The sequence below is a fragment of the Streptomyces sp. NBC_01775 genome, assembly GCF_035917675.1.
Classification (GTDB): Bacteria; Actinomycetota; Actinomycetes; order Streptomycetales; family Streptomycetaceae; genus Streptomyces.
The window spans coordinates 3815097-3837887 of the sequence record NZ_CP109104.1 but is presented as its reverse complement, the minus strand read 5'-3'; the positions used below and the strand labels follow the sequence as shown (position 1 = coordinate 3837887).

The following is a 22791-nucleotide window of genomic DNA, read 5'->3' as shown; positions in this document are numbered from 1 at the left end:
GCCGGGCGTGAGGGCGGGACGGACGGTCACGGGAGCGTCTGTGCCGACGGGTGATCTTCGGCACCTGAGACACTGAGAGGGTGAGCGACCAGCAGCAGACGGCCGGTGCCCAGCGCGCCCGCGTCGAGATCGACCTCGGCGCGGTGCGCGCCAATGTCCGCACGCTCCGTGAACGCGCCCCGCGCGCCGAGCTGATGGCCGTGATGAAGTCCGACGGCTACGGACACGGCGCGATCCCCTGCGCCCGCGCCGCGCGCCAGGCGGGCGCCGGGTGGCTGGGCACCGCCACCCCCGAGGAGGCGCTCGCGCTGCGCGCCGCCGGGGACCAGGGCCGGATCATGTGCTGGCTGTGGACGCCGGGCAGCCCCTGGCGGGAGGCGATCGAGCAGGACATCGACGTCTCGGCGAGCGCGCGCTGGGCCCTGGGGGAGATCGTGGCCGCCGCGCGCGTGGCGGGGCGCCCCGCGCGCGTGCACCTGAAGGCCGACACCGGGCTGGGCCGCAGCGGCTGCCCGCCCGCCGACTGGCCGGATCTGGTGGCTGCCGCGCGTGCCGCCGAGGCGGAGGGCGCGCTCAAGGTCACCGGGATCTGGTCGCACTTCGCCTGCGCCGACGAGCCGGGGCACCCCGCCAACGCCGCGCAGCTGGAGGTTTTCCACGAGGCCCTGGCCACGGCCGAGCGCGCCGGGCTCGACCCCGAGGTGCGCCACCACGCGAACTCACCCGCGACGCTCACCCTGCCCGAGTCGCACTTCGACCTCGTCCGCACCGGCGTCTCGGTCTACGGGCTCTCCCCGTCCCCCGAGGTCGGCACGGCCGACGGGCTGGGGCTGCGGCCCGCGATGACGCTCAGCGCCTCGCTCGCCCTGGTCAAGCGGGTGCCCGGCGGCCACGGCGTCGGCTACGGGCACCAGTACCGCACGCCCGGCGAGACGACCCTGGCCCTGGTGCCGCTCGGCTACGGCGACGGCATCCCCCGGCACGCCTCGGGGGCGGGTCCCGTGCTGGTGGCCGGGAAATGGCACACGGTGGCGGGCCGGGTGGCGATGGACCAGTTCACGGTCGACCTGGGCGGTGACCAGGTGACCGAGGGCGAGCGGGCCGTGCTCTTCGGCCCCGGCGACCAGGGCGAGCCCACCGCCGAGGACTGGGCGCGCGCCACGGGCACCATCTCGTACGAGATCGTCACCCGGATCAGCCACCGGGTTCCCCGGGTATATGTGAACGAGTGACGGGCATACGCGCGTACGGGTGACCCTACGCACCCGCGCGCACGGGGGCTGGACGGTACGGCGACGGGGGACGGACGGTGGCCAGAGCATGAGCGAGGACAGCAGGACGGGGGCGGCCGAAATCGCCGCGAGCGTGGCCGGGCGCGCAAGCGCGGCCCGGGGCGTGGGCGCGGCACTGCGCGCGGGAAAGGCCGGCGGATGAGGGACACCGACACGGCGGCCGGCGCCCTCGCGGCGCTGGGCGCCGCCGACGAGGCCCGCCGCGCCTCGCGCACGGCAGGCGCCGTCGAGATGGGCAAGCTGGCCGAGGCGGTGAGCGGCGCCGAGGACGCGCTCACCTCCACGGGCCCGGCGGGCGGCTGGACGCGCAAGGCGGGCCTCGCCGGGGCGGCCATAGGCGTGGTCGCCGCGGGGGTCGCGCTGGAGAGACTCACCGTCAACCGCGCGGTGCGCCGTAAAGCGCGCCTCGCCCTGGACGCGTCCGGACCGTACGGCTCGCTGCGGGGCACCCCCGGCACGGCGTACGCGGAGGACGGCACCGCGCTGTACTTCGAGGTGGACGAGCCCGCCGACTTCGCCGGTGAGGCGGCCGGATCGGCGGCGGCCTCCGGGGACGGGGCGGGCGGCCCCGAGGTGGAGCCCATACACCTGAACGGCGCCGACGGCGCCGACGCCGGGGGCGCGGAGGGCGACGGGGACGGACCCCTCCCGGAGGGCTACCGCGGCCGGCTGCTGCGGCTGCTGCGCCGTACGCCGCCCGCGCGTGAGGACCGTGAGGCCGGGGAGCCGCCGCTGACGGTGGTCTTCTCGCACGGCTACTGCCTGAGCCAGGACGTGTGGCACTTCCAGCGGGCCGCGCTGCGCGGCGCGGTCCGCGCCGTCTACTGGGACCAGCGCAGCCACGGCCGCTCCGGCCGCGCACCCGCCGGGGAACCGGTCTCCATCGATCTGCTCGGCCGCGATCTGAAGGCCGTCCTCGACGCGGCGGCCCCCGAGGGGCCCGTGGTGCTGGTGGGGCACTCGATGGGCGGCATGACGGTGATGGCGCTGGCCGAGCAGTATCCGGAGTACGTCGCCGGGCGTGTGGCGGGTTCCGCCTTCCTCGGCACCAGTGCGGGCGGGCTCGCCGAGGTCACCTACGGGCTGCCGGCCGCCGGGGTGCGGGCCGTGCGCCGGCTGGTGCCGGGGGTGCTCAGGGCGCTGGGCACGCAGTCCGAACTGGTGGAGCGGGGGCGGCGCGCGACGGCGGACCTGTTCGCCGGGGTGATCAAGAGGTACTCCTTCGGCAGCGTCGGCGAGGTGGACCCAGGTGTGGCGCGGTTCGCCGAGCGGCTGATCGAGTCGGTGCCGGTCGACGTCGTCGCGGAGTTCTACCCGGCCTTCGCCGAGCACGAGAAGACCGGGGCCCTGGCCGCCTTCGACGGGCTGCCCGCGCTGGTGCTGGCCGGAGACCGGGACCTGATGACGCCGAGCGAGCACAGCGAGCGGATCGCGGGAGCGCTGCCGGACGCGGCGTTCGTGATTCTGGAGGCCACCGGACACCTGGCGATGCTGGAGCGTCCCGAGGTGGTCAACGAGAACGTGGCCGCACTGCTGGCGCGTACCATCCGGACGCATGGAAGCACCGCACGGCCAGCACCCCACTCCTCATCCTCGCGATCTTCAGGCTCCCCGTCCCCAGGCTCCTCGTCTTCAGGAGGGGCGCGGGGACGTCAGCGTCACCGTTACCGTTCCGACCGGTGAGCGCATGCGCGAGCTGGGCGGCCGGCTCGCCGGGCTGCTGCGCGCCGGGGACCTCGTCATGCTCACGGGTGAACTGGGCGCGGGAAAGACGACGCTGACGCGCGGCCTCGGCGAGGGGCTGGGTGTGCGGGGCGCGGTGACTTCGCCCACGTTCGTCATCGCCCGCGTCCACCCGTCGCTGACCGGCGGCCCGGCGCTGGTCCACGTCGACGCCTACCGGCTGGGCGGCGGCCTGGAGGAGATGGAGGACCTCGACCTGGACGTCTCGCTGCCCGAGTCCGTGGTCGTCGTCGAGTGGGGCGAGGGCAAGGTCGAGGAGCTGACCGAGGACCGGCTCCAGGTCGTCATCGCCCGGTCGCTGGGCTCGGCGGACGAAGCGGGCGGCGCCCCTGAAGGGGGCGCGGAGGGCGTACGGACCGTGACCGTCACCGGCGTCGGCGCGCGCTGGGCGGAGGAGGACCTCACGGCGCTGCGCTGACCCGGCGCGGTCGGGCCCCGCGCCCTCCTCCTCGGCCGGTCTCGGGTCGCGGCGCGCGGTCTCACGTTCCGACATGGTGTCGGTAAGATGTTGCGCGGTCGGTGTGCCGCGTGGTCCCATGGGGGCTGAGAGCACGGTTAGGTATGCCTAAGTATGCCTGACGGCGCAGTCGACCAGGCGCCTGAAGCCCCCGGAGGGAGCCATGACGGCACGAAAGTCCGAGCAGCGGCCGACGCGGACCCACGCGGCGCGGCAGGCCCGGCCCATGCCGCCGATGAGCGAACTGCTCGCGTCCTGTGCCGCCGCTGCCGCTGTCTCCCGGCCGCCGTCCGAGGTGCCGGCGGAAGCGTCGGCGGATGTTCCGGCCGACGCGGGCGTGGCCGAGCCCGCCGAGCTGCCGCAGCTGCCGGTGAACCTCCCGGACAAGGGCGCGGCGTAACGTCCCGTGGGGCCGATGCCTCAGCCAGGGCCGGTGCCTCAGCGAGACGAGCTCTCCGAGCGGGCCGGAGGACGACCTCCGGGCAGATATCAGCGGACGACGACGACCCGGGTGCCGATCGTGGCGTGCAGCCACATCTTCTCGCCGTCCTCGCGCTTCTCGCGGATGCCGCCCGTCTTGCGCGAGGTGTCCGCCTCCGGCGTCGCGCCGTTCAGCGCCGCGCTGAAGCCGATGCTGACGCCCTTGACATCTGTGAAGCGCACCACGTTCTCGATCGGCACTCCGTCCGAGCCGGTGACGTGCGACGAGCGCGAGCTGACCTTGTAGGTGCCCGACGGCGGGCTGACCGTGCTGGGCTTCACCGTGAACGTGTCGGTGACCTTGCCGTCCTTGCCGACCAGCCAGACCCGCTCGCGCCCCAGCGCGTAGACGACACGGAAGCCGCTCCCGGAGCGGGCGGGCAGCGCCGTGTCCTTCTTCGGGGGCCGCTTCTCGGCGTCGTGGGAGGGGGAGGGGGACTTGGCGGAAGAGGGCTTCTCGACGCGGTCCTGGGCGGCGGAGGCCTGGAAGGCGAAGAAGCCGATCACCGCGAGGGCCGCCGCCGTCAGCCCGGCCACCACAACTCCCGCGCTGCTGCCGCTGCTGCGTGCCACCGTGCGCCGCCACCTCTCGTGCGTGCTCCCGTGCGGGCGGATCCCGTACGCCTTCCGTACACGCGCCCTCGCGCCCCCCTGCGCGCTGGAGTTGACGGTAGCAGCAGGGCCCTGCGGTTCAGGACGGACCGGCACCGGCCGGACGGCGGCTCAAGAGGAGACTTGGAGTAACGCCTGGCCTTGTGTTCGCATATGGCGATGACCCCCCACGGTTCATCGCCAAGCTCCACAACTCCCATACCGAAAGTTCCCACCCCGCAGGGCGAGCAGGGCCGCCAGGTTCCCCGGAGTCACCGGCGTACCGGATCCCCCACGGCCCACGGTTCCCACGGGGCGACGCAGGGAGCCGGGACGGCTGCGGGAGCCGCGTCGGCTGCCGGAGCCTCGTCGGCCCAGGTGCCCGGCCCCGCCCGGGGCGCCGCGTCGGCGAACCCCTACGACGAGCTGGCCTCGCTCGCGCCGTCCGACGCGCCCGAGCCCACCGGCGCCCCCACGCCGAACCCCTACGACGCGCTGGGCGCCGACCCGGCGCCCGAGGGCAGCCCGCACGACAACCCGTACGACGAGGGCCCGCTCGGCTTCAGCCTCCGCTCGGACTACGACGAGCCGGAGTACGAGGACCGGATGCCCTATCTGCGGGCCGTGCGCAGACGGCGCAGGTCCCGCTTCACGATGACCGTCAAGCTCGGCATCGCCTGCCTGGCGCTGCTGGCCTTCCTCGGCGTCGGCGACCGCTGGGCCGCGCTCTACGCCGAGGGCAAGGCCGCCGAGAAGGTGCAGGACTCGCTGCATCTGCACGCGCGCCCCGAGGTCCACATCAAGGGCTTCCCCTTCCTGACCCAGGTGGCCGGCGACCGGCTCGACCACGTCGAGGTGACGATTCCCGATGTGCCGGCGGGCCGCGTCTCGGTCGCGCAGGTCAACGGAACCGTGAACGATGTGAAGATCGTCGGCGACGCCCCGTCCTCGATCCAGGGCGCGGTGCTCGGCCGGATGAAGGGCGACGTGCTGATCGCCTTCGACGACCTCGACCGCGAGCTGGGCACCTCGCAGGTCAAGTTCACCGACGGTGGCCGCAGCACCGTGCTGGCCGACGGCAAGCTTCCCGTCGCCGGTACCGAGGTCAAGGTGCGGGCCCGCGCCCACCTCCAGCGAACGGGTGACCACGCCGTGGGCACCACCGTGGAGGACATGAAGCTCGACGTCCCCCGGCTCTTCAGCTACACCCCCGGCACCGGCAAGGACGAGGGCCTGCGGCTGTCCCGCCCGCTGGCCGAGCGCATCCAGCGCGACGCGTCCAAGGCCAGGGCGTTGTTCGGGGTGCGGTCCATCGCCCACCGCTTCGGGCTGTCGGACAAGCGGATGCAGCGCGTCCGGCACAGCGAGAGCGAGCTGCACAAGGTGACCGGGAAGCCGCGCTTCGTGGACAAGGTGATGCGCATCAACATGCTCGACGCCGTCGTCGCGCACCCCTCGCTGCTGAAGAAGATCGGTATCGACCCGGCGCTCGTCGAGGGCCTCAAGAAGATCGAGGAGCCGAAGCTCGCCGACAAGCTCGCGCTCAACCTCAAGCTGCCCAAGATGCCCGGTGACGTGCGGCTTCGTGGGATTTCCGTCGCAAAGGACGGCATCCGCGCCGACCTGACGGGCGTCAACGTGCCGTTCGGCAAGGGCGCCAAGAAGGAGGCAGCGGCGGCGCACGGCTGAGAGGGCGCCGCGCGGGCGCCGTAGGCTGGACGGGTGTTGATGCTCGCGCTGGATACCGCCACACCCGCCGTCACCGTCGCCCTCCACGACGCCGACGGCGACCGTACGCTCGCCGCCGCCCACCAGGTCGACGCCCGCCGCCACGGGGAGCTGCTGCTGCCCTCGGTCGACCGGGTGCTGAATGAGGCCGGGCGGAAGCTGGCCGATGTCACGGACGTGGTCGTCGGCGTCGGGCCCGGCCCCTACACGGGCCTGCGGGTCGGCCTCGCGACCGCCGAGGCGTTCGGCGCCGCGCTCGGGCTGCGCGTGCACGGCGTGTGCACGCTGGACGGCATCGCGTACGGGTCGGGCCTGGACGAGCCCTTCGTCGTGGCCACCGACGCGCGCCGCAAGGAGGTCTACTGGGCGCGGTACGCCGACGCCCGCACCCGCGTCGGCGAGCCGGCCGTCGACCGCCCCGCCGAGCTGGCCGGGAGCGGGGCCAGGATCGGGGTCGAGATCGCCGGGCTGCCCTCCGTGGGGGCAGGCGCTGTGCTGTACGAGGACGTCTTCCGTGGGGTACGTCACGATCTGCCCGCCGACCTGTCGGCCCGGGCGCTCGCCCGGCTCGCGGCCGAGCGGCTGGCCCGCGGCGAGGAACTGCTGCCGCCCCACCCGCTGTACCTGCGCCGCCCCGACGCGCAGGTGCCGGCGAACTACAAGGTGGTCACGCCACGGTGAGCGAGCGGGACGTGGGCGGTCAGGACGTGGGCGGCCGGGATGTGGCTTCGGCCCCGGGGTCGGTTTCCGGGGACGGGGCGCCCGAGGTCACGCTGCGTGAGATGCGCTGGTGGGACATCGAGCCCGTGCTGGCGCTGGAGGGCGAGCTGTTCCCCGAGGACGCCTGGTCGGAGGGGATGTTCTGGTCGGAGCTGGCGCTCGCACGCGGCCGGGGGGCGACCCGCCGCTATCTGGTGGCCGTCGACCCCGAGGGTGACCTCGTGGGCTACGGGGGCCTCGCCGCGGTCAGCGGCACGGGCGACATACAGACCATCGGCGTCCTGCCCGCGTACCGCGGCACCGGCCTGGGCTCCCGCCTCCTGCGCGCTCTGCTGGGCGCCGCCACGGATTTCGAATGCGCGGAGGTCCTCCTGGAGGTCCGCGTCGACAATCTCCCGGCCCAGCGCCTCTACGAACGCTTCGGCTTCACCCCCATCGGCGTCCGCCGCGGCTACTACCAGCCCGCCAACGTGGACGCCCTGGTCATGCGCCTCGCCGACCCGGCGTCGGCGTCGGCGTCCGTCTCAGGGACGGCCGCGCAGGGTTCGTCCACACCCGCTTCAGAAGCGGGTGCTTCCGGGCCGGCCGCCGCCGGACCGCCCGCCGTCTCCCTCGCCTCACCACACCCCAGCACTCCCCAAGGAACAGAGAGCCATGGCTGACGAACCGCTCGTTCTCGGCATCGAGACTTCCTGCGACGAGACCGGCGTCGGCATCGTCCGCGGCCACACCCTGCTGGCCGACGCGATCGCCTCCAGCGTGGACACCCACGCGCGCTTCGGCGGTGTCGTGCCCGAGATCGCCAGCCGGGCCCACCTGGAGGCCATGGTCCCGACGATCCAGCGCGCCCTGAAGGACGCCGGAGTCGCCGCCTCCGACCTCGACGGCATCGCCGTCACGGCCGGGCCCGGTCTCGCGGGCGCGCTGCTGGTGGGCGTATCGGCGGCCAAGGCGTACGCCTACGCGCTGGGCAAGCCGCTCTACGGCGTCAACCACCTCGCCTCGCACATCTGCGTGGACCAGCTCGAACACGGCGCACTGCCCGAGCCGACGATGGCGCTCCTCGTCAGCGGCGGGCACTCCTCACTGCTGCTCGCCCCCGACATCACCTCGGACGTACGGCCGCTCGGCTCGACCATCGACGACGCGGCGGGTGAGGCGTTCGACAAGGTTGCCCGGGTGCTCCACCTCGGCTTCCCCGGCGGGCCGGTGATCGACAAGTACGCGAAGGAGGGCGACCCGGCCGCCATCGCCTTCCCGCGCGGGCTGACCGGCCCCCGCGACGCGCCGTACGACTTCTCCTTCTCCGGGCTCAAGACGGCCGTGGCCCGCTGGATCGAGGCGAAGCGGAACGCGGGCGAGGAGGTGCCCGTCGCGGATGTCTCCGCCTCCTTCCAGGAGGCTGTGACGGACGTGCTGACCCGCAAGGCGATCCGGGCCTGCAAGGACGAGGGCGTCGACCACCTGATGATCGGCGGCGGCGTCGCCGCGAACTCGCGGCTGCGCGCCATGGCCGAGGAGCGGTGCGCCGACGCGGGCATCACGCTGCGGGTGCCCCGGCCGAAGCTGTGCACCGACAACGGCGCGATGGTCGCCGCGCTCGGCGCCGAGATGGTCGCCCGGGGACGCGCGGCCTCGGACTGGGACCTGCCGGCCGACTCCTCCCTGCCCGTGACGGAGCCGCATGTGCCCGGGACGGGCGGCGGCGACGCCGACTCCCATGGCCATGACCACGCTCCTGCCCACGGCCACACCCACGACCACGATCACGTGCACGAGCTGAGCAGAAAGAACCTCTACGCCTGATGTCGACCGTCGCCCTCATGTGGGAGGCCAAGGCCGCCCCCGGCCGCGCCCCCGGACTGCTGGAGTGGGCCCGCGCCCAGGAGCTGTCCGCCGAGCCCGAGCGCCGCGAGCACTACACCGCGCCCGGCGACCGCGTGCTGGTCATCACCTGGTGGGAGGGCGGCTACGACGCCGACGTGCCCGAACTGCCCGACCCGGCGGGTGACATGATCGCCAGGCCGGTGCACCGGTGGCGCTTCGTACGGGTGTGAGCGGGGGCGCCGCCCGCGCGTGGGGGAGCGCCTGGGGCCGTGCCCGTGGAGGTGGCCGTGTGCGTCGAGGCTGAGCCCTGGGAGCCGGGATCGGCGGACACCGACGCCGTAGAGGCGGTGCTGCACGCGCTCGGCCCTGCCGAGAGCTGGCCGGTCGGCACCGCCCGTTCGATCCTCAGACCGGACCGCGACCCGTCCTCGTACGGCTGGGAGCGACGCGCTCTGCTGCTCCGGGACCGCTGCCGCGAAGGGGGGCCGGGCGGCGCCGTGGTCGGCCTGGCGGGCGTCTTCGCGCTGATGGACGAGCGCGGGGCGGGAGAGACCGGGGCGGGCGAGCGCACCGGGCACCTGGAGATCGTTCCGGCGCTGCGCCGCCAGGGCTACGGTACGAGGGCTCTGGCAGCGCTGCGGGAACTGGCGGCGGACTTCGAGGGCTCTGCGACTTCCGGTGCTTCCGGTGCTTCCGGTGCTTCGGGGGCTCCTGGTGCTCCTGGCGCTCCCATGACTCCCGGAGCTGCTGGTCTCTCCGGCCGTCCGCCCCTGTCGGTGCGGGCGGCGAACGGCGGCGACGAGCACCGCTTCCTGCTGGCACGCGGGTTCGAAGTGGTGGGTCGTACCCGCCAGTTCAGCGTTCCCGCCCTCCGTCCGCGGCAGAGCGCGGAGAGCGTCCCGATGCGCTGGTCAGGCGAGTGTGACGGCTACGCGGTCGAGCTCTACGGCGATCCCCGCGATGCCCCGGACGAGGTCCTCGTCGCCTGGCAGGACACCCTGCTGGCCACCGACTCGTGGCCGACCGAGCGGCTGCCCGCCCCCGAACTGCGCGAGCGCTGGTTCCCCGTGGACGAGTGGAACGCGTACGAGCAGCCCCCGCTGGTCGCCGCGTACCGTGCGGACGGCAGCGTGGCGGGTGCCGTCCGCCTGGATGTGCCGCTCGGCAACGACGAGCTGGAGTTCGAGGGCGGCCCCCGCACCCCCGCGTCCCCCGAGGCCCCCGTCGTCACCCGAGCGCTCCTCACCGCCGCTCGCCGGTCCTTCCCGTACTGCTCCTTCTACTGCGATCTGGACGACGGGACCCACGGCCCGATGCCCGCGGTCATGGAGGCGCACGGAGCCGGGACGAAATGGGACGTGGTCCGCCTGCGGGACACAGTCGTCCGATTCCCCCTGTCGGGGCCGGTGGCGCCGCCGCTACCAGCACCGGAGCGCGGACCGGAGTCGAGGTGTGCTCACCGTGGGTGACGCGGCAGGATGGGGCGGACGTTCGGAGGGTCGGGACAGCGGGACAGGGATGGGACGGGTGGGGACCGGGATGCGCAGGCAGGGAGCCGCACCTTCGATGAGGGGCGCGATACGTAAGCGAGGGAGCGTGCGGCGGCGCGGCGCGCGGATATGCGCGGCGCTCTTCCTCGCCGGACTGGCGACGCTCACCGCTCCGCCCGCGACCGCCGACCCGGCGGCGAAGGGCGCGGCGCCGGTCACAGCGAAGGACGACGCGGCGAAGGGCGCGGCCACCGCCACCGCCACCGCGAAGGACGTCCCCGCCTCCCAGAGCGCCTTCCTCGCCGCCCGTCTCCGCGAGAGTCCGGTCTACCTCTCCGACCAGCTCCCGCGCACCGTCCCCCGCTCCTCAGCCCCCGCCTTCGCCAAGGAGGCCAAGCGCGCCGGAGTGCCCACGTATGTGATGGTCCTGCCGAGCACGGGTGGCGCCAGCGGGCTGCTGGAGGCGGTGCACGACCGGCTCGGCAAGAAGGGGCTGTACGTGCTGCTCGACGGCGTCGGCGGCATGGCCACCGTCGCGGCGTTCAACGTGGACGTGCCGGCCCAGGACGTCGAGTCGGCCACCACCTTCGAACTCCCCTACGACGCGGGCGCGTTCCGCACCTTCACGAAGGTTGTCGACATCGTCCGGTCCGGCGACGCCGCCGAGCGCGCGGGGAAGGGCGTCGAGGCGTCCAGAAAGAACGAGCACCCGGACGACCTGCACACCACCCGCAGCGAGCGGGACGACCAGAGCTTTTCGACCGGCATCCTGTTGAGCGGAGTGCCGCTGACGATTCTGGCGACCGGATGGTACGTGTACCACTGGCGCGGCAGGCGCCGTCCTGGTCTCCCCGTCCTCCTGCCGGTGGCGGTGGGCGCCGCGGCCGTCATCGGCGTCGGCGCGTTCTTCCTGTACGACGACACCCGCTCCGACGGCGACCCCCTTCCCACGAAGGCCGACATGGAGGCCAGGACGGAACGGGTCGCCGACGGGCTGGCGAAGGACCCGCTCTACGTCGACCCTCTCGCCCCCCAGCCCCTCACCGCCGCGCAGCGCAAGGCACTCAAGACCCGCCTGGCCCGCCTGGACGTGCCGGTCTACATGGCGGCCCTCCCCATGACCACGGAGGACGAGTCGACGGGCCACAGCGACGTGCTGGCCAAGAAGCTGCACGAGAGGCTCGGCAAGGACGGGGTCTATGTGATCTCCGGCGTGGACGGGGAGGAGAGCGTGGAGATCGCGAACTACGGTGCCAAGGTCGACAGCGGCGCCCTCTTCCGGTCCACGGAGAAGCTGCGCTACGGCTCGGGCAGCTCCGACGACGCGGAAAGCGGCGGAGCGGCCCTCTACGGTCAGCTCGACCAGGTGCTCTCCCACATCGCCGACGCGCCCGCCAGCGCACGCCCCGATCACCCCTTCCTGCCGCCGATCGGGGTGGACGACCCGGTGGAGGAGGACGCGCTCCCGCCGCTCTACTCCGGACAGTTGACCAGCGGCGCCGTCCTGGGAGCCTTCGCCGCGCTGGGCGCGCTCGCGCTGACGGCGGCCGGACTGGCCGTGGCGCGCCGTACGGGCCTCGCGAGCGGCCCTCGCTCCTCCGGCCCGCGAGGCACCAACGGAGGGCCCCCGCGAGGCGCCTCCGCCGCCTTGGATGCCGGCCCGGACACCACCCCGGACGCCCCCGCCCGCCCGTCCACCGGATGGTTGCGCAGAACCGCCCGGCGCGAGCTGGACGAGTTGAACGAGGAGTTCGAGCGGCTGTCCGAACAAGTCACGGCGCAGGTCCGGGCCCGCGTCTGGGCCTGCCTCGACGCGGCCACGCTCCTGCTCGACCAGGACGGCGACAGCCGCACGGACGAGGAGGCCGACGCGCCCACCCTCGCCGCAGGACTCACCCTCATCCGCGCGGGCGGCGCGGTACTGCGCGACACCCGCCGCACGCTGCCCGCCGAGCTCCGCCTGTGCCTGCTCAACCCGCTGCACGGTCCCGCCGTCGGCACCAAGAGGCTCCAGCTGCCCGGCGACGAGATGCGGGCGCGAGCCCGCCCCGTGTGCGCCGGGTGCCGGGCCGCGCTCACCACGGCGGGCGACGGCGCCCGCGCCGCGCTGCGGCACGAGACGGCCGTGACGGAGCGGCTGTTGCTGCTGCGTGTGCCGGGCCGTGGCCGCACGGCACCGCACGAGCCCTACGACCGGCTTCCCGGCCCGCTCGGCGCCACCCAGGGCACCGGCACGGGCGCGAGCCTGACCATCGACCAACTCGTCCGCCGTGTACGGGAGCAGCTAGGTGTCCAGTAACCCACGCGCCGTCCTCCGAGCCACCGTGAAGGCGCTCCTCGTCGCTCTCGTCGCTCTGGTGCTGGCCGTGCCACTGCCCGGGACGGACGCGAGCGCCGCACCCGCCAAAGCCAGCCCCGGACAGAAGATCGCGAACGGCCTGCGCAAGTCCCCCGTCTACGTGGACCCTTCGTACGAGCAGGGTCTGCCGCCCTCCCAGCAGCGCAAGCTCGTCCAGCGGATCGAGAAGTCCGGGATCCCGATCCGGATCGTCCTCGTACCGCTGATCTCCGGTGACTCCTGGGGCGGCGACCCCGACAAGATGGCGGACGTCGTGCGCGACCGGCTGGGGGAGAGCCCGAAGCGCGAAGCGGTCTACATGTCGATCAGCAAGTCGGGTGACGACTTCCTGTCGGCACGCGAGTACCCGCGCGACAAGCACGAGGCGTTCTGGGGTGTCGCCGCCGTCGGCCGCCAGGAGGACATGGACGGCCGCAGCCTGTACGCGAAGTTCGACCGCGCGATCGACATCGTCGAGGGCGGCAACGGCCTGAAGGTCTACGAGAAGGCGACCAAGGACCTCAAGGGCGGCTCTCTGGCGGACGACAAGGACGGCGGCGGCCTCTCACCGCTGCTGATCGGGGGCCTGGCCGCGCTGGGCCTGGCCGTCCTGGCGGCGCTGTGGCTGCTGGTGCGCCGCCTCCGCCGCGCGGGCGGGCTGTCACGCGGTGGCGCGTTCACCTCCCCGAGTTCGGTGTTCGCCACCGCGCGCGAGGCGGACGAGCGCGATCTGCGCGCCCGCGCGCAGCGCGAGGTGCTCGCCTTCGGCGAGGAGCTGAGCGCCCACCAGTCCGGCGAGGCACCGGATGCCGCCGCACTCCAGCTCGCCCTGGACGCCTACACGGCGGCCGGCACCGTCCTGGACGGGGCCCAGGGCACGCCGGACCTCGCCGGGGCCCTCGCCCTCGTCCACGAGGGCCGTGGTGCCCTGGCGCGGGCATCGGAGGCGGCGTCCCGGCCCGGCACGGGGCGGCGCCCCAGGAAGAAGCCCAAGAGCGCGCTGCCGCTGTGCTTCTTCAACCCCCTGCACGGCCCGGCATCCGGCCGCATCCGCTGGCGTCCGCTGGGCCGCCGCGAGGCGCTGCACATCGCGGCCTGCGACACCTGCTCCTCGGCCGTCAGCGGCCACCGCGCGCCCGAGGCCCTCACCGACACCCACGAGGGGCGCACCGTGCCGTACTTCGAGGTGCCGGCCGAGCGCAGCCTGTGGGCGGCGACCGGATACGGCTCGCTCGGGGAGGTCCCGCTGACCGAGCGCGTCATCAGGGGCGACTTCTCCCGCACGCGCGACGGCCGTGACAGCCGCGACCGTGAAGCTCAGGACGCCCCGGACTGACCCAGCGGGTACCCCAGCAGCATGCTCGGGGCGCCCGCGACCCGGGTGAGGAAGATCGTGCACGCCCCCCGGTGCGCCTTCGCGTCCAGTTTCAGCTTGCGGCGCAGTTCCTCCGGTTCGACGGCCGAGCCGCGCTTCTTCACGGTGACGACGCCGACCCCGCGCTCCCGCAGCAGCGCGCGCAGCTTCTTGACGTTGAACGGCAGGACGTCCGTGATCTCGTACCCGGTGGCATACGGCGTGCGGTGCGGCGCGTCCGCCGTCACGTACGCGATCGTCGGGTCGATCAGCCGCCCGCCCACCTCCGCCGCCACCTCGGCGACCAAGTGCGCGCGAATCACCGCACCATCCGGTTCGAAGAGAAACCGGCCCACCGGCCCGACGTCCGGATCGGGCAGGCCCCGGCCGGTCAGCGTCCGGCCGGCGGGCAGCAGCGTCGCCCTGATCTCACCAGGCGATCCGGTGAACCAGAGCACCGCCTCCTTCACGTCCCCGCCGTCCGAGACCCATTCGGCCCCGGCCTCCGGCGGCACCGCCTCGTGCGGGATGCCGGGCGCGACCTTCAGCGCCGCCGCCGGCGGCGCGCGGCGCGCGGTCTCCACGGCCCAGCTCAGCGGCGGGGAGTACGCCTCGGGGTCGAACACCCTGCCCCGCCCCGTACGGCGCGCCGGGTCGGCGAACACCGCGTCCCAGCCGTCCGTGGCGACCTCGGTGACATCGGCGCAGCGCACCTCCATCCGGTCGGCCAGCCCCAGCGCCTCCGCGTTGGCGCGGGCGACCGCGCAGGTCAGCGGGTCACGATCGACGGCCAGCACCTGGATCCCGGCCCGCGCCAGCGCGAGGGCGTCGCCGCCGGCGCCGCAGCACAGGTCCAGGACGCGGCGGGCACCCAGCTCCGCGAACCGGCGGGCCCGGTGGTCCGCGACCGGCGCCCGGGTGGCCTGTTCCAGACCGTTCGGCGTGAAGTACATCCGCGCGGCGTCGGCCGCGTCGAACTTGGCCGCCGCGCGCTGCCGGAACCTGGCCTGAGCGAGCGCGGCCGACACGAGGTCGGCGTCGTACGCGCGCCGCAGCTTGGTGGCCGCCTCCAACTCCCGCGCGGGATCCACGTCCCGCACCTCATGCAGGAGCGCCTGCCCCTCCTCGCCGAGCAGCCGCTCGAACACGTCCGGTTCCACCCCGCCATTCTCCCTCTTCCCCAACCCCGCCCCTTCCTGCTTCTTTCAGGGGGCTCCGCCCCGAACCCCCGCTCCTCAAGCGCCGGACGGGCTACAAGTAGCCCGTCCGGCGCTTGAGGACGAGCGCGAGCGACAACCTCCCACGGCGGGAAAGCCGAAAACGTACGGCAACCAAGACACCCCCACCAGCCGGTGCGGCTAGCACTCCGCTTGACCGAGTGCTAAGCCCGGCATAATGTCGACCCTGGCACTCTCCCCGTGGGAGTGCCAGCAGTAGCGACGGGCAGATCCGGCACCCGCGACGACGGATCTACCAGGTCGCCACTCCAGACATGTGACCCCGTGATGAGATCTCCGAAGGGGGAGGTCGGATCGTGACGACCGCCAGTTCCAAGGTTGCCATCAAGCCGCTTGAGGACCGCATTGTGGTCCAGCCGCTCGACGCTGAAGAGACCACGGCCTCGGGCCTGGTCATTCCGGACACCGCCAAGGAGAAGCCCCAGGAGGGCACCGTCCTGGCCGTGGGCCCGGGCCGCTTCGAGGACGGTAACCGCCTGCCGCTCGACGTGTCCGTCGGCGACATCGTGCTCTACAGCAAGTACGGCGGCACCGAAGTGAAGTACAGCGGCGAGGACTACCTCGTCCTCTCGGCTCGCGACGTTCTCGCGATCGTCGAGAAGTAATCCGGACACAGCAGTAATCCGGACACAGCAGTTTGCAGGTGAATCGCGCCCTGGTGCCCGCTCCCCATGAGGTAGCAGGGGCCAGGGCGCGGCTCGTGCGAGACGTGTGAGAGGACACAGCAGCTCCCATGGCCAAGATCCTGAAGTTCGACGAGGACGCCCGTCGCGCCCTTGAGCGGGGCGTCAACAGCCTCGCGGACACCGTGAAGGTGACCATCGGCCCCCGCGGCCGGAACGTCGTCATCGACAAGAAGTTCGGCGCCCCGACCATCACCAACGACGGCGTGACCATCGCGCGCGAGGTCGAGGTCGAGGACCCCTACGAGAACCTTGGCGCCCAGCTCCTGAAGGAGGTGGCGACCAAGACCAACGACATCGCGGGTGACGGCACCACCACCGCCACGGTGCTGGCCCAGGCGCTGGTCCGCGAGGGCCTGCGCAACGTCGCCGCGGGTGCTTCCCCGGCCGCCCTGAAGAAGGGCATCGACGCGGCCGTCGCCGCCGTCTCCGACGAGCTGGTCTCCACGGCCCGCCCGATCGACTCGAAGGAGGACATCGCCTCCGTCGCCGGCCTGTCCGCGCAGGACAAGCAGGTCGGCGAGCTGATCGCCGAGGCGATGGACAAGGTCGGCAAGGACGGTGTCATCACCGTCGAGGAGTCCCAGACCTTCGGCCTGGAGCTGGACTTCACCGAGGGCATGGCCTTCGACAAGGGCTACCTCTCGCCGTACTTCGTCACCGACCAGGAGCGTATGGAGGCCGTCCTCGACGACCCGTACATCCTGATCCACCAGGGCAAGATCAGCTCCATCCAGGACCTGCTGCCGCTGCTGGAGAAGATCATGCAGGCCGGCGGCTCCAAGCCCCTGCTGATCATCGCCGAGGACGTGGAGGGCGAGGCCCTCTCGACCCTCGTCGTCAACAAGATCCGCGGCACCTTCAACGCCGTCGCCGTCAAGGCCCCCGGCTTCGGCGACCGCCGCAAGGCGATGCTCGGCGACATGGCGACGCTGACCGGCGCCACCGTCATCGCCGAGGAGGTCGGTCTCAAGCTCGACCAGGCCGGTCTCGACGTGCTGGGCTCGGCCCGCCGCATCACCATCACCAAGGACGACACCACGATCGTCGACGGCGCCGGCAAGTCCGAGGACGTGCAGGGCCGGGTCGCGCAGATCAAGGCCGAGATCGAGTCCACCGACTCCGACTGGGACCGCGAGAAGCTCCAGGAGCGCCTGGCGAAGCTCGCCGGCGGCGTGTGCGTCATCCGTGTCGGCGCGGCCACCGAGGTCGAGCTGAAGGAGAAGAAGCACCGCCTGGAGGACGCGATCTCCGCGACCCGCGCGGCCGTCGAGGAGGGCATCGTCTCCGGCGGTGGCTCCGCGCTCGTGCACGCGGTCAAGGTGCTGGAGGGCAACCTCGGCAAGGAGGGCGACGAGGCCACCGGTGTCGCCACCGTCCGCCGCGCCGCCGTCGAGCCGCTGCGCTGGATCGCCGAGAACGCGGGCCTGGAGGGCTACGTCATCACCTCCAAGGTCGCCGAGCTGGAGGCCGGGCACGGCTTCAACGCGGCGACGGGTGAGTACGCGGACCTGGTGAAGGCCGGCGTCATCGACCCGGTCAAGGTCACGCGCTCCGCGCTGGAGAACGCCGCCTCGATCGCCTCGCTCCTGCTGACGACCGAGACGCTGGTCGTCGAGAAGCCGGCCGAGGAAGAGGAGGCCGCGGGCGGCCACAGCCACGGCCACGCCCACTGAGGCATCCCGCTCCCGCTCGGAGGCGCACCCCCGCACCTGGTTGTGGGGGTGCGCCTCCGTCGTTCCGGCCCCTGCCCTCCGCCGGGGAGGGGCTCAAAACCGCTACTTCGGGCCGTACTTGCGGCCCGTGGTCGACGAGGCGCGGGCCAGTACGCCGCGAGGCACCAGCCGTGAGGCGCCGAGCAGGGCCTTGTAGCGGGGGTCAGGTACGGAGAGGGTGCGCCCGCGTGCCAGGTCCCGGAGAGCGGTCTCCACCACCCGGTCCGCGTCCAGCCACATCCAGCCGGGGACGTCCCCGGCATCCATCCCGGCGCGTTCGTGGAACTCGGTGCGCACCAGACCGGGGCACAGCGCCATCAGCCGCACCCCCCGCCCCGCCACATCCCTGGCGGCGCCCTGGGTGAACTGGGTGACCCACGCCTTGGACGCGCCGTAGGTCCCGCGGGGGAAGAACGCCGCGACCGAGGCGACGTTGACCACGCCGCCCCTGCCCCGCTCCAGCATGGACCCGGTCGCAGCCGACGTCAGCCGCAGCACCGCCTCGCAGTGCACCTTGAGCATCGTCAGCTCCTCGGACACCGGCACTTCCAGGTAGCGGCCCTTGTTGCCGAAGCCCGCGTTGTTCACCAGCAGGTCGACCGGGTGCTCGCGGTCGTCGAGCCGTTCCTCCACGGCCGCGATGCCGTCATCGGTGGCCAGGTCGGCGGTCAGCACGGTGGCTTCGACGCCGTGCCGGTCGTGCAGCTCGGTCGCCTCGCGCCACAGCCGCTCCGTGTTCCGCGCGACGAGCACGAGGTTGTAGCCGCCGTTGGCGAGCCGCCGGGCGAAGGCGGCGCCGATGCCGGCGGTGGCTCCCGTGATCAGTGCAGTCGTCATACGCGCACGCTATCGGCCCCCCGGGGGAACCCGTCGTACGAAGTCCAAGCGCCGGACACCGCAAGCCGAATGACGCTTTTTTCAGGCCATGTGCGCAGCTCCAGGCCGTGCGCGCGCAGCTCCAGGCCAGGTGCGCAGCTTCAGGACGTGCGCCGCAGCGCCACCTCCCGCGCCAGGGGGTCCAGCACGTCCCCGGCTTCCAGGATGAGCGGCAGCAGCTCCGGCTCCCGGGTGAGCGAGCGGAACACCAGGCTCACCGACACCTGGTGAGCGGGACGGTGCACCACCTCCACCGGGTCGCCCGCGCACACCTCGCCCGGCTCGATGACCCGCAGATACGCGCCGGACATCCTCCGCTCCATGAACCGCTTCATCCACCCGCGCTCCTCCAGCCACCCCGCGAACGTGCGGCAGGGGATCCGGATCGAGCAGACCTCCAGCAGCGGCCCCTTATCCGGCGCGCCGACCCGCCAGCGCTCGCCGATCAGCGCGTCGTCGACGGCGACCCCCGTGGTGGTGAGGTTCTCGCCGAAGACTCCGTTGGGCAGTTTCCTGTCCAGCTCGCGCTCCCAGAAGTCCAGTTCCTCGCGCGCGAAGGCGTAGACCGCCTGCTCGTTTCCGCCGTGGTGCCGCAGGTCGCAGACCGCGTCCCCGGCCAGGCCGCTGCCGCCGGCGCCGCGCGGCCCCGGGGCCGAGACGGCCACGGGGCCCTCGGTCGGCTGCTTGTCGATACCGGTCAGCCGGTCCTGGGCGGAGCTGTGCTCGGAGTGGCGAGGCCGGCCGATGTTCACGGAGAGGAGCTGCATCCTTTGAGGCTAGATCGCCCCGCCCCAAAGACGCGAGGGGCTTTTTGGGATGCTCCCCAAGGCGGACTTATGCTCGACGGATGATCGAGGCCCGTCATCTCCGCGTCCTGCGCGCGGTCGCCGCCGGTGGCTCCTTCTCCGCCGCGGCTCGCGAGCTGGGCTGCACCCAGCCGGCCATCAGCCAGCAGATGAAGTCGCTGGAGCAATCGGCGGGCACCCCGCTGCTGGTGCGCGCCGGACGCGAGATGCGGCTCACCGAGGCGGGCGAGGCTCTGGCGCGGCACGCCGCGGGGATCCTGGCGGGGCTGACGGCGGCCGAGGAGGAGGTCGCCGCGCTGGCGGGGCTGCGCGCGGGCCGGGTGCGGCTGGTGTCCTTCCCCAGCGGCAGCTCCACGCTGGTGCCGACGGCGGTCGCGGCCATGCGTGCCGACCACCCGGGCACCCGGGTCTCGCTGGTGGAGGCCGAGCCGCCGCGCTCGGTGGAGATGCTGCGCGGCGGGGACAGCGAGATCGCGCTCGCCTTCCGCTACGGCGCCGCCCCCGAGTGGGACGACCTGGTGGCCCGTCCGCTGCTGACCGACCGGCTGGTCGGTCTGGTGCCCGAGGGGCACCCGTTCGCGGACGCCGAGGAGGTCGGTATCGGCACGCTCGCCGAGGAGCCGTGGATCGCGGGCTGCCCGCGCTGCCGACGGCACCTGGTGGAGGTGTGCGAGGCGGCGGGCTTCACCCCGCGTATCGACTTCGCGACCGACGACTACCCGGCCGTGGTCGGGCTCGTCGGCGCGGGGCTGGGCGTGGCCGTGCTGCCGGAGCTGGCCGTGGAGTCCGTACGCACCAAGGGCGCCCGCGCGGTGCGGGTCACTCCCGCCGTGCAGCGCGAGGTGGTGGCGCTGACCCTGCCCGACCTGGCGCAGGTGCCTTCGGTCGCCGCGATGCTGGACAGGCTGGAGACCGCGGCCCGGCGCTGAACGAACACGCGCCCGCGCGGCGGGACCGTCCACCGCGTGTGCGTGCCGCCTTCCGGGGGAGCGGCCCGCGCGGCCGGCCCGACTGCTGTTCTCTCCGGCCGCGGGTGAACGTTTCTTCGGCCCCGAGGGAGCAGCGGCCGGGCCGCTAGTCCTCCTCGCCGCCCTGCGGCGCGGCGGCCATCCGGGTCCTGGCCCGGCCCAGCAGCTCCTCGCGCTCGTCCTCGGTGAGCCCGCCCCACACCCCGTAGGGCTCGCGGACCTGGAGGGCGTGCGCCGCGCACTCGGCGCGCACGGGGCAGCGCATGCACACCTCCTTGGCGGAAGCCTCCCGCGCACTGCGTGCCGCGCCGCGCTCCCCCTCCGGGTGGAAGAACAGCGAGCTGTCCACCCCTCGGCAGGCGGCCAGAAGCTGCCAGTCCCACAGGTCCGCGTTAGGTCCAGGAAGGCGGGAGAAGTCTGCCATCGCGTCTCTCCTCGATTGCTGCTGGGGCTTGTGAGGGCTCATGGGGCGCTCGTGCGTAAATATTACTCTTTGTGAATCTAGCGAGTGATCCAGAAAAACGAAAGGAATGGATCCAAATAGGGGCACATCGGGAGAGATGGTCGTTCCGCCCTCCGGAACACGGGATAGTGCTGATCCGTGTACGGATGCTCACGTAGAGTGCTGATGGCGGCCCCGGGAAGCCGTAACTCTTTCGGGTGACCGTCGTTGGAAGGGCGAAAGCGGTTGACTTGAAAACAAGCCGGGGCACATCTGTCCGAGGCCGTCAATCGCGCAGGTGACGATTCTGAAGAGCAGCCTGGAGGCTCAAGGTGATGCGCATCAGCAGCGGAGGGCGGTCATGACATCCGTCCTCGTATGCGACGACTCCCCGCTTGCCCGAGAGGCGCTGCGCCGCGCGGTCGCGACCGTGCCTGGCGTCGAGCGTGTAACGACGGCGGCCAACGGCGAGGAAGTCCTCCGCCGCTGGGGTGCCGACCGATCCGACCTGATCCTGATGGATGTCCGGATGCCCGGCCTGGGCGGAGTGGAGACCGTACGACGGCTGCTCTCCGCCGATCCCGGCGCCCGCATCATCATGCTGACGGTGGCAGAGGATCTCGACGGCGTGGCGCTGGCCGTGGCGGCCGGTGCCCGCGGGTATCTGCACAAGGACGCGTCCCGCGCCGAGCTGCGCGCGACCGTCACCCAGGCCCTCGCCGACCCGACCTGGCGGCTCGCGCCGCGCAGGCTGCGCTCGGCCGAGATGGGCGCGGCGCCCACGCTCACCGCGCGGGAGATCCAGGTCCTGGAGGGCATGAGCCACGGCCGCTCGAACGCCGAGATCGGGCGTGAGCTGTTCCTGTCCGAGGACACGGTCAAGACCCACGCCCGGCGGCTGTTCAAGAAGCTCGGCGCCTCGGACCGCGCGCACGCGGTGGCACTCGGCTTCCGCTGGGGCCTCGTCCGGTAGTCGCCGGCCGGCCGCCGACTCCCGCCCGTCCACGGCTGTAGACGGGTGGGACGTCAGGCCCGGAGCCGGGCTGTCTCACGGAGGGGCAGGCGAGAAATCTCGCGCGTGCCGCATGCTTGAGGTATGGAGTTCCTCGGGGACCGGTCGGTCAGGCGTGAGGGGAGGGCGTGGGACATGAGGGCCAGTGCGCCTGCTCATAACGCTTCGGCTCATTTCTATCAGCGCGGTGCGGCGGACCGCGCGGCGTCGGTGCACCATGGACCGATGCGTGACGACGAGAACGGGCAACCGCCCGGGGCCGTTTCCGGCCAGGGCCACGTTGTCGTCAGTGCCGCCGCCACAGCCGCTGCCGCCGTCAACGCCGCGGGCGGCGCCGCAGGCGCCCCGGCGGTCGACGCCGCGGAGCCCGCGCCGCCCGTGCACCCCGCGGACACCGCGCAGCCCTCACAGGTGACGGATCCCGCGGACGTGACGGATGTCGCGGAGGTCAGCGCCCTCGTCCGGCGCGCGGTCGACGGCGACCGCCAGGCCACCCACGATCTGCTGGCCCGCGTGCACCCCCTCGCGGTGCGCTACTGCCGCACCCGGCTGACCCGACTGCCGGGTGACGCACGCCACTTCGTCGACGACCTCGCGCAGGAGGTCTGCATCGCGGTCCTGTGCGCGCTGCCCCGCTACCGGGACACGGGGAAGCCCTTCGAGGCGTTCGTCGTCGCCATCGCCCAGCACAAGGTCGCCGACCTCCAGCGCGCCGCCATGCGCGGCCCCGGCAGCACGGCGGTGCCCTCGGACGAGATGCCCGAGCGGCCCGACGACTCCCTCGGCCCCGAGGAGCGGGCCGTGCTCAGCAGCGATGCGGAGTGGGCCAAGAAGCTCCTCGCCAGCCTCCCCGAGCACCAGCGGGAGCTGGTGTTGCTGCGGGTCGCCGTCGGGCTGACGGCCGAGGAGACCGGACAGATGCTGGGAATGTCACCCGGAGCCGTGCGCGTTGCCCAGCACCGGGCGCTGAGCAGGCTGCGGGCACTGGCCGAGCAGTAGTCACGGGGGCCCGGGAGGTTTTCCACAGCCGG

At 73.0% G+C, this 22791-nt stretch carries 22 protein-coding genes; 17 read left to right on the top strand and 5 right to left on the bottom strand.

The features are described 5' to 3' along the window. The first annotated feature begins 80 nt into the window (after positions 1-80). The 4 genes from alr (at position 81) to OHB04_RS16985 (ending at position 3892) form a co-directional block, all read left to right on the top strand. Entirely contained in the window at positions 81-1232 is a 1152-nt protein-coding gene (gene alr, locus OHB04_RS17000) for an alanine racemase (protein WP_326688544.1), read from the top strand. A gap of 291 nt (positions 1233-1523) precedes the next feature. Next, positions 1524-2975, top strand: a complete 1452-nt coding sequence (locus OHB04_RS16995; RefSeq protein ID WP_326692775.1) for an alpha/beta fold hydrolase — start codon at positions 1524-1526, stop codon at positions 2973-2975. A 4-nt stretch (positions 2976-2979) separates the two neighbouring features. Next, on the top strand, positions 2980-3453 hold the full coding sequence (gene tsaE / locus OHB04_RS16990; protein ID WP_326688543.1) for a tRNA (adenosine(37)-N6)-threonylcarbamoyltransferase complex ATPase subunit type 1 TsaE: 474 nt from the start codon (positions 2980-2982) through the stop codon (positions 3451-3453). Between the two features lie 202 nt (positions 3454-3655). After that, positions 3656-3892, top strand: coding sequence for a hypothetical protein (locus tag OHB04_RS16985; RefSeq protein WP_326688542.1), 237 nt, complete (start codon positions 3656-3658; stop codon positions 3890-3892). Positions 3893-3981: 89 nt separating this feature from the next. Here the strand turns inward: OHB04_RS16985 and OHB04_RS16980 are convergent, their stop codons facing one another. After that, the gene (locus OHB04_RS16980; RefSeq protein ID WP_326688541.1) at positions 3982-4545 is read right to left on the bottom strand and encodes a hypothetical protein; all 564 of its coding nucleotides are present in this window, start codon (positions 4543-4545) and stop codon (positions 3982-3984) included. A gap of 396 nt (positions 4546-4941) precedes the next feature. On the opposite strand from OHB04_RS16980, the gene OHB04_RS16975 reads away from it, so the two are divergent. The 8 genes from OHB04_RS16975 (at position 4942) to OHB04_RS16940 (ending at position 14002) form a co-directional block, all read left to right on the top strand. Beyond that, positions 4942-6252 carry an LmeA family phospholipid-binding protein gene (locus OHB04_RS16975; RefSeq protein ID WP_326688540.1) on the top strand — a complete coding sequence of 437 codons (1311 nt, stop codon included), beginning with the start codon at positions 4942-4944 and terminating at the stop codon, positions 6250-6252. Positions 6253-6285: 33 nt separating this feature from the next. After that, positions 6286-6972, top strand: coding sequence for a tRNA (adenosine(37)-N6)-threonylcarbamoyltransferase complex dimerization subunit type 1 TsaB (tsaB, locus tag OHB04_RS16970; RefSeq protein WP_326807747.1), 687 nt, complete (start codon positions 6286-6288; stop codon positions 6970-6972). A gap of 101 nt (positions 6973-7073) precedes the next feature. Continuing rightward, positions 7074-7673 carry a ribosomal protein S18-alanine N-acetyltransferase gene (rimI, locus tag OHB04_RS16965; RefSeq protein ID WP_326809464.1) on the top strand — a complete coding sequence of 200 codons (600 nt, stop codon included), beginning with the start codon at positions 7074-7076 and terminating at the stop codon, positions 7671-7673. Continuing rightward, a complete protein-coding gene (gene tsaD, locus OHB04_RS16960; protein WP_326807746.1) occupies positions 7666-8817 on the top strand; it encodes a tRNA (adenosine(37)-N6)-threonylcarbamoyltransferase complex transferase subunit TsaD in 1152 nt (383 codons plus the stop codon). Before rimI ends, tsaD begins: the two co-directional genes overlap by 8 nt. Further along, positions 8817-9068, top strand: a complete 252-nt coding sequence (locus OHB04_RS16955; RefSeq protein WP_326688537.1) for a hypothetical protein — start codon at positions 8817-8819, stop codon at positions 9066-9068. Before tsaD ends, OHB04_RS16955 begins: the two co-directional genes overlap by 1 nt. Positions 9069-9107: 39 nt before the next feature. Further along, complete coding sequence (locus tag OHB04_RS16950; RefSeq protein WP_326807745.1) at positions 9108-10307, top strand: hypothetical protein; 1200 nt, start codon at positions 9108-9110, stop codon at positions 10305-10307. A 97-nt stretch (positions 10308-10404) separates the two neighbouring features. Beyond that, complete coding sequence (locus OHB04_RS16945; RefSeq protein ID WP_326807744.1) at positions 10405-12627, top strand: hypothetical protein; 2223 nt, start codon at positions 10405-10407, stop codon at positions 12625-12627. Then, the gene (locus OHB04_RS16940; protein WP_326807743.1) at positions 12617-14002 is read left to right on the top strand and encodes a hypothetical protein; all 1386 of its coding nucleotides are present in this window, start codon (positions 12617-12619) and stop codon (positions 14000-14002) included. Before OHB04_RS16945 ends, OHB04_RS16940 begins: the two co-directional genes overlap by 11 nt. Here OHB04_RS16940 and OHB04_RS16935 read toward each other — a convergent pair. After that, entirely contained in the window at positions 13984-15180 is a 1197-nt protein-coding gene (locus tag OHB04_RS16935) for a class I SAM-dependent methyltransferase (RefSeq protein ID WP_326807742.1), read from the bottom strand. The genes OHB04_RS16940 and OHB04_RS16935 overlap by 19 nt on opposite strands. Before the next feature lie 374 nt (positions 15181-15554). Here OHB04_RS16935 and groES point away from each other — a divergent pair, with 374 nt between their 5' ends. Together groES and groL are read left to right on the top strand one after the other, a co-directional pair. Then, positions 15555-15863: a co-chaperone GroES gene (gene groES, locus OHB04_RS16930; RefSeq protein WP_019354894.1), complete on the top strand. Its 309-nt coding sequence runs from the start codon at positions 15555-15557 to the stop codon at positions 15861-15863. A gap of 128 nt (positions 15864-15991) precedes the next feature. Beyond that, positions 15992-17617 carry a chaperonin GroEL gene (gene groL, locus OHB04_RS16925; protein WP_326688532.1) on the top strand — a complete coding sequence of 542 codons (1626 nt, stop codon included), beginning with the start codon at positions 15992-15994 and terminating at the stop codon, positions 17615-17617. Positions 17618-17719: 102 nt separating this feature from the next. On the opposite strand, the gene OHB04_RS16920 is transcribed toward groL, so the two are convergent. Then, positions 17720-18493: an SDR family NAD(P)-dependent oxidoreductase gene (locus OHB04_RS16920; RefSeq protein WP_326688531.1), complete on the bottom strand. Its 774-nt coding sequence runs from the start codon at positions 18491-18493 to the stop codon at positions 17720-17722. Positions 18494-18633: 140 nt separating this feature from the next. After that, positions 18634-19299, bottom strand: coding sequence for an MOSC domain-containing protein (locus OHB04_RS16915; RefSeq protein ID WP_326688530.1), 666 nt, complete (start codon positions 19297-19299; stop codon positions 18634-18636). Between the two features lie 80 nt (positions 19300-19379). Here OHB04_RS16915 and OHB04_RS16910 point away from each other — a divergent pair, with 80 nt between their 5' ends. Continuing rightward, positions 19380-20267: a LysR family transcriptional regulator gene (locus tag OHB04_RS16910; RefSeq protein ID WP_326688529.1), complete on the top strand. Its 888-nt coding sequence runs from the start codon at positions 19380-19382 to the stop codon at positions 20265-20267. A gap of 145 nt (positions 20268-20412) precedes the next feature. Here the strand turns inward: OHB04_RS16910 and OHB04_RS16905 are convergent, their stop codons facing one another. Next, complete coding sequence (locus OHB04_RS16905) at positions 20413-20730, bottom strand: WhiB family transcriptional regulator (RefSeq protein WP_326807741.1); 318 nt, start codon at positions 20728-20730, stop codon at positions 20413-20415. A gap of 379 nt (positions 20731-21109) precedes the next feature. Between OHB04_RS16905 and OHB04_RS16900 the strand changes: the two genes are divergently transcribed. After that, on the top strand, positions 21110-21721 hold the full coding sequence (locus OHB04_RS16900) for a response regulator transcription factor (protein WP_003948568.1): 612 nt from the start codon (positions 21110-21112) through the stop codon (positions 21719-21721). A gap of 450 nt (positions 21722-22171) precedes the next feature. Next, entirely contained in the window at positions 22172-22759 is a 588-nt protein-coding gene (locus OHB04_RS16895) for a sigma-70 family RNA polymerase sigma factor (RefSeq protein WP_326692773.1), read from the top strand. The last annotated feature ends 32 nt before the right edge of the window (positions 22760-22791 follow it).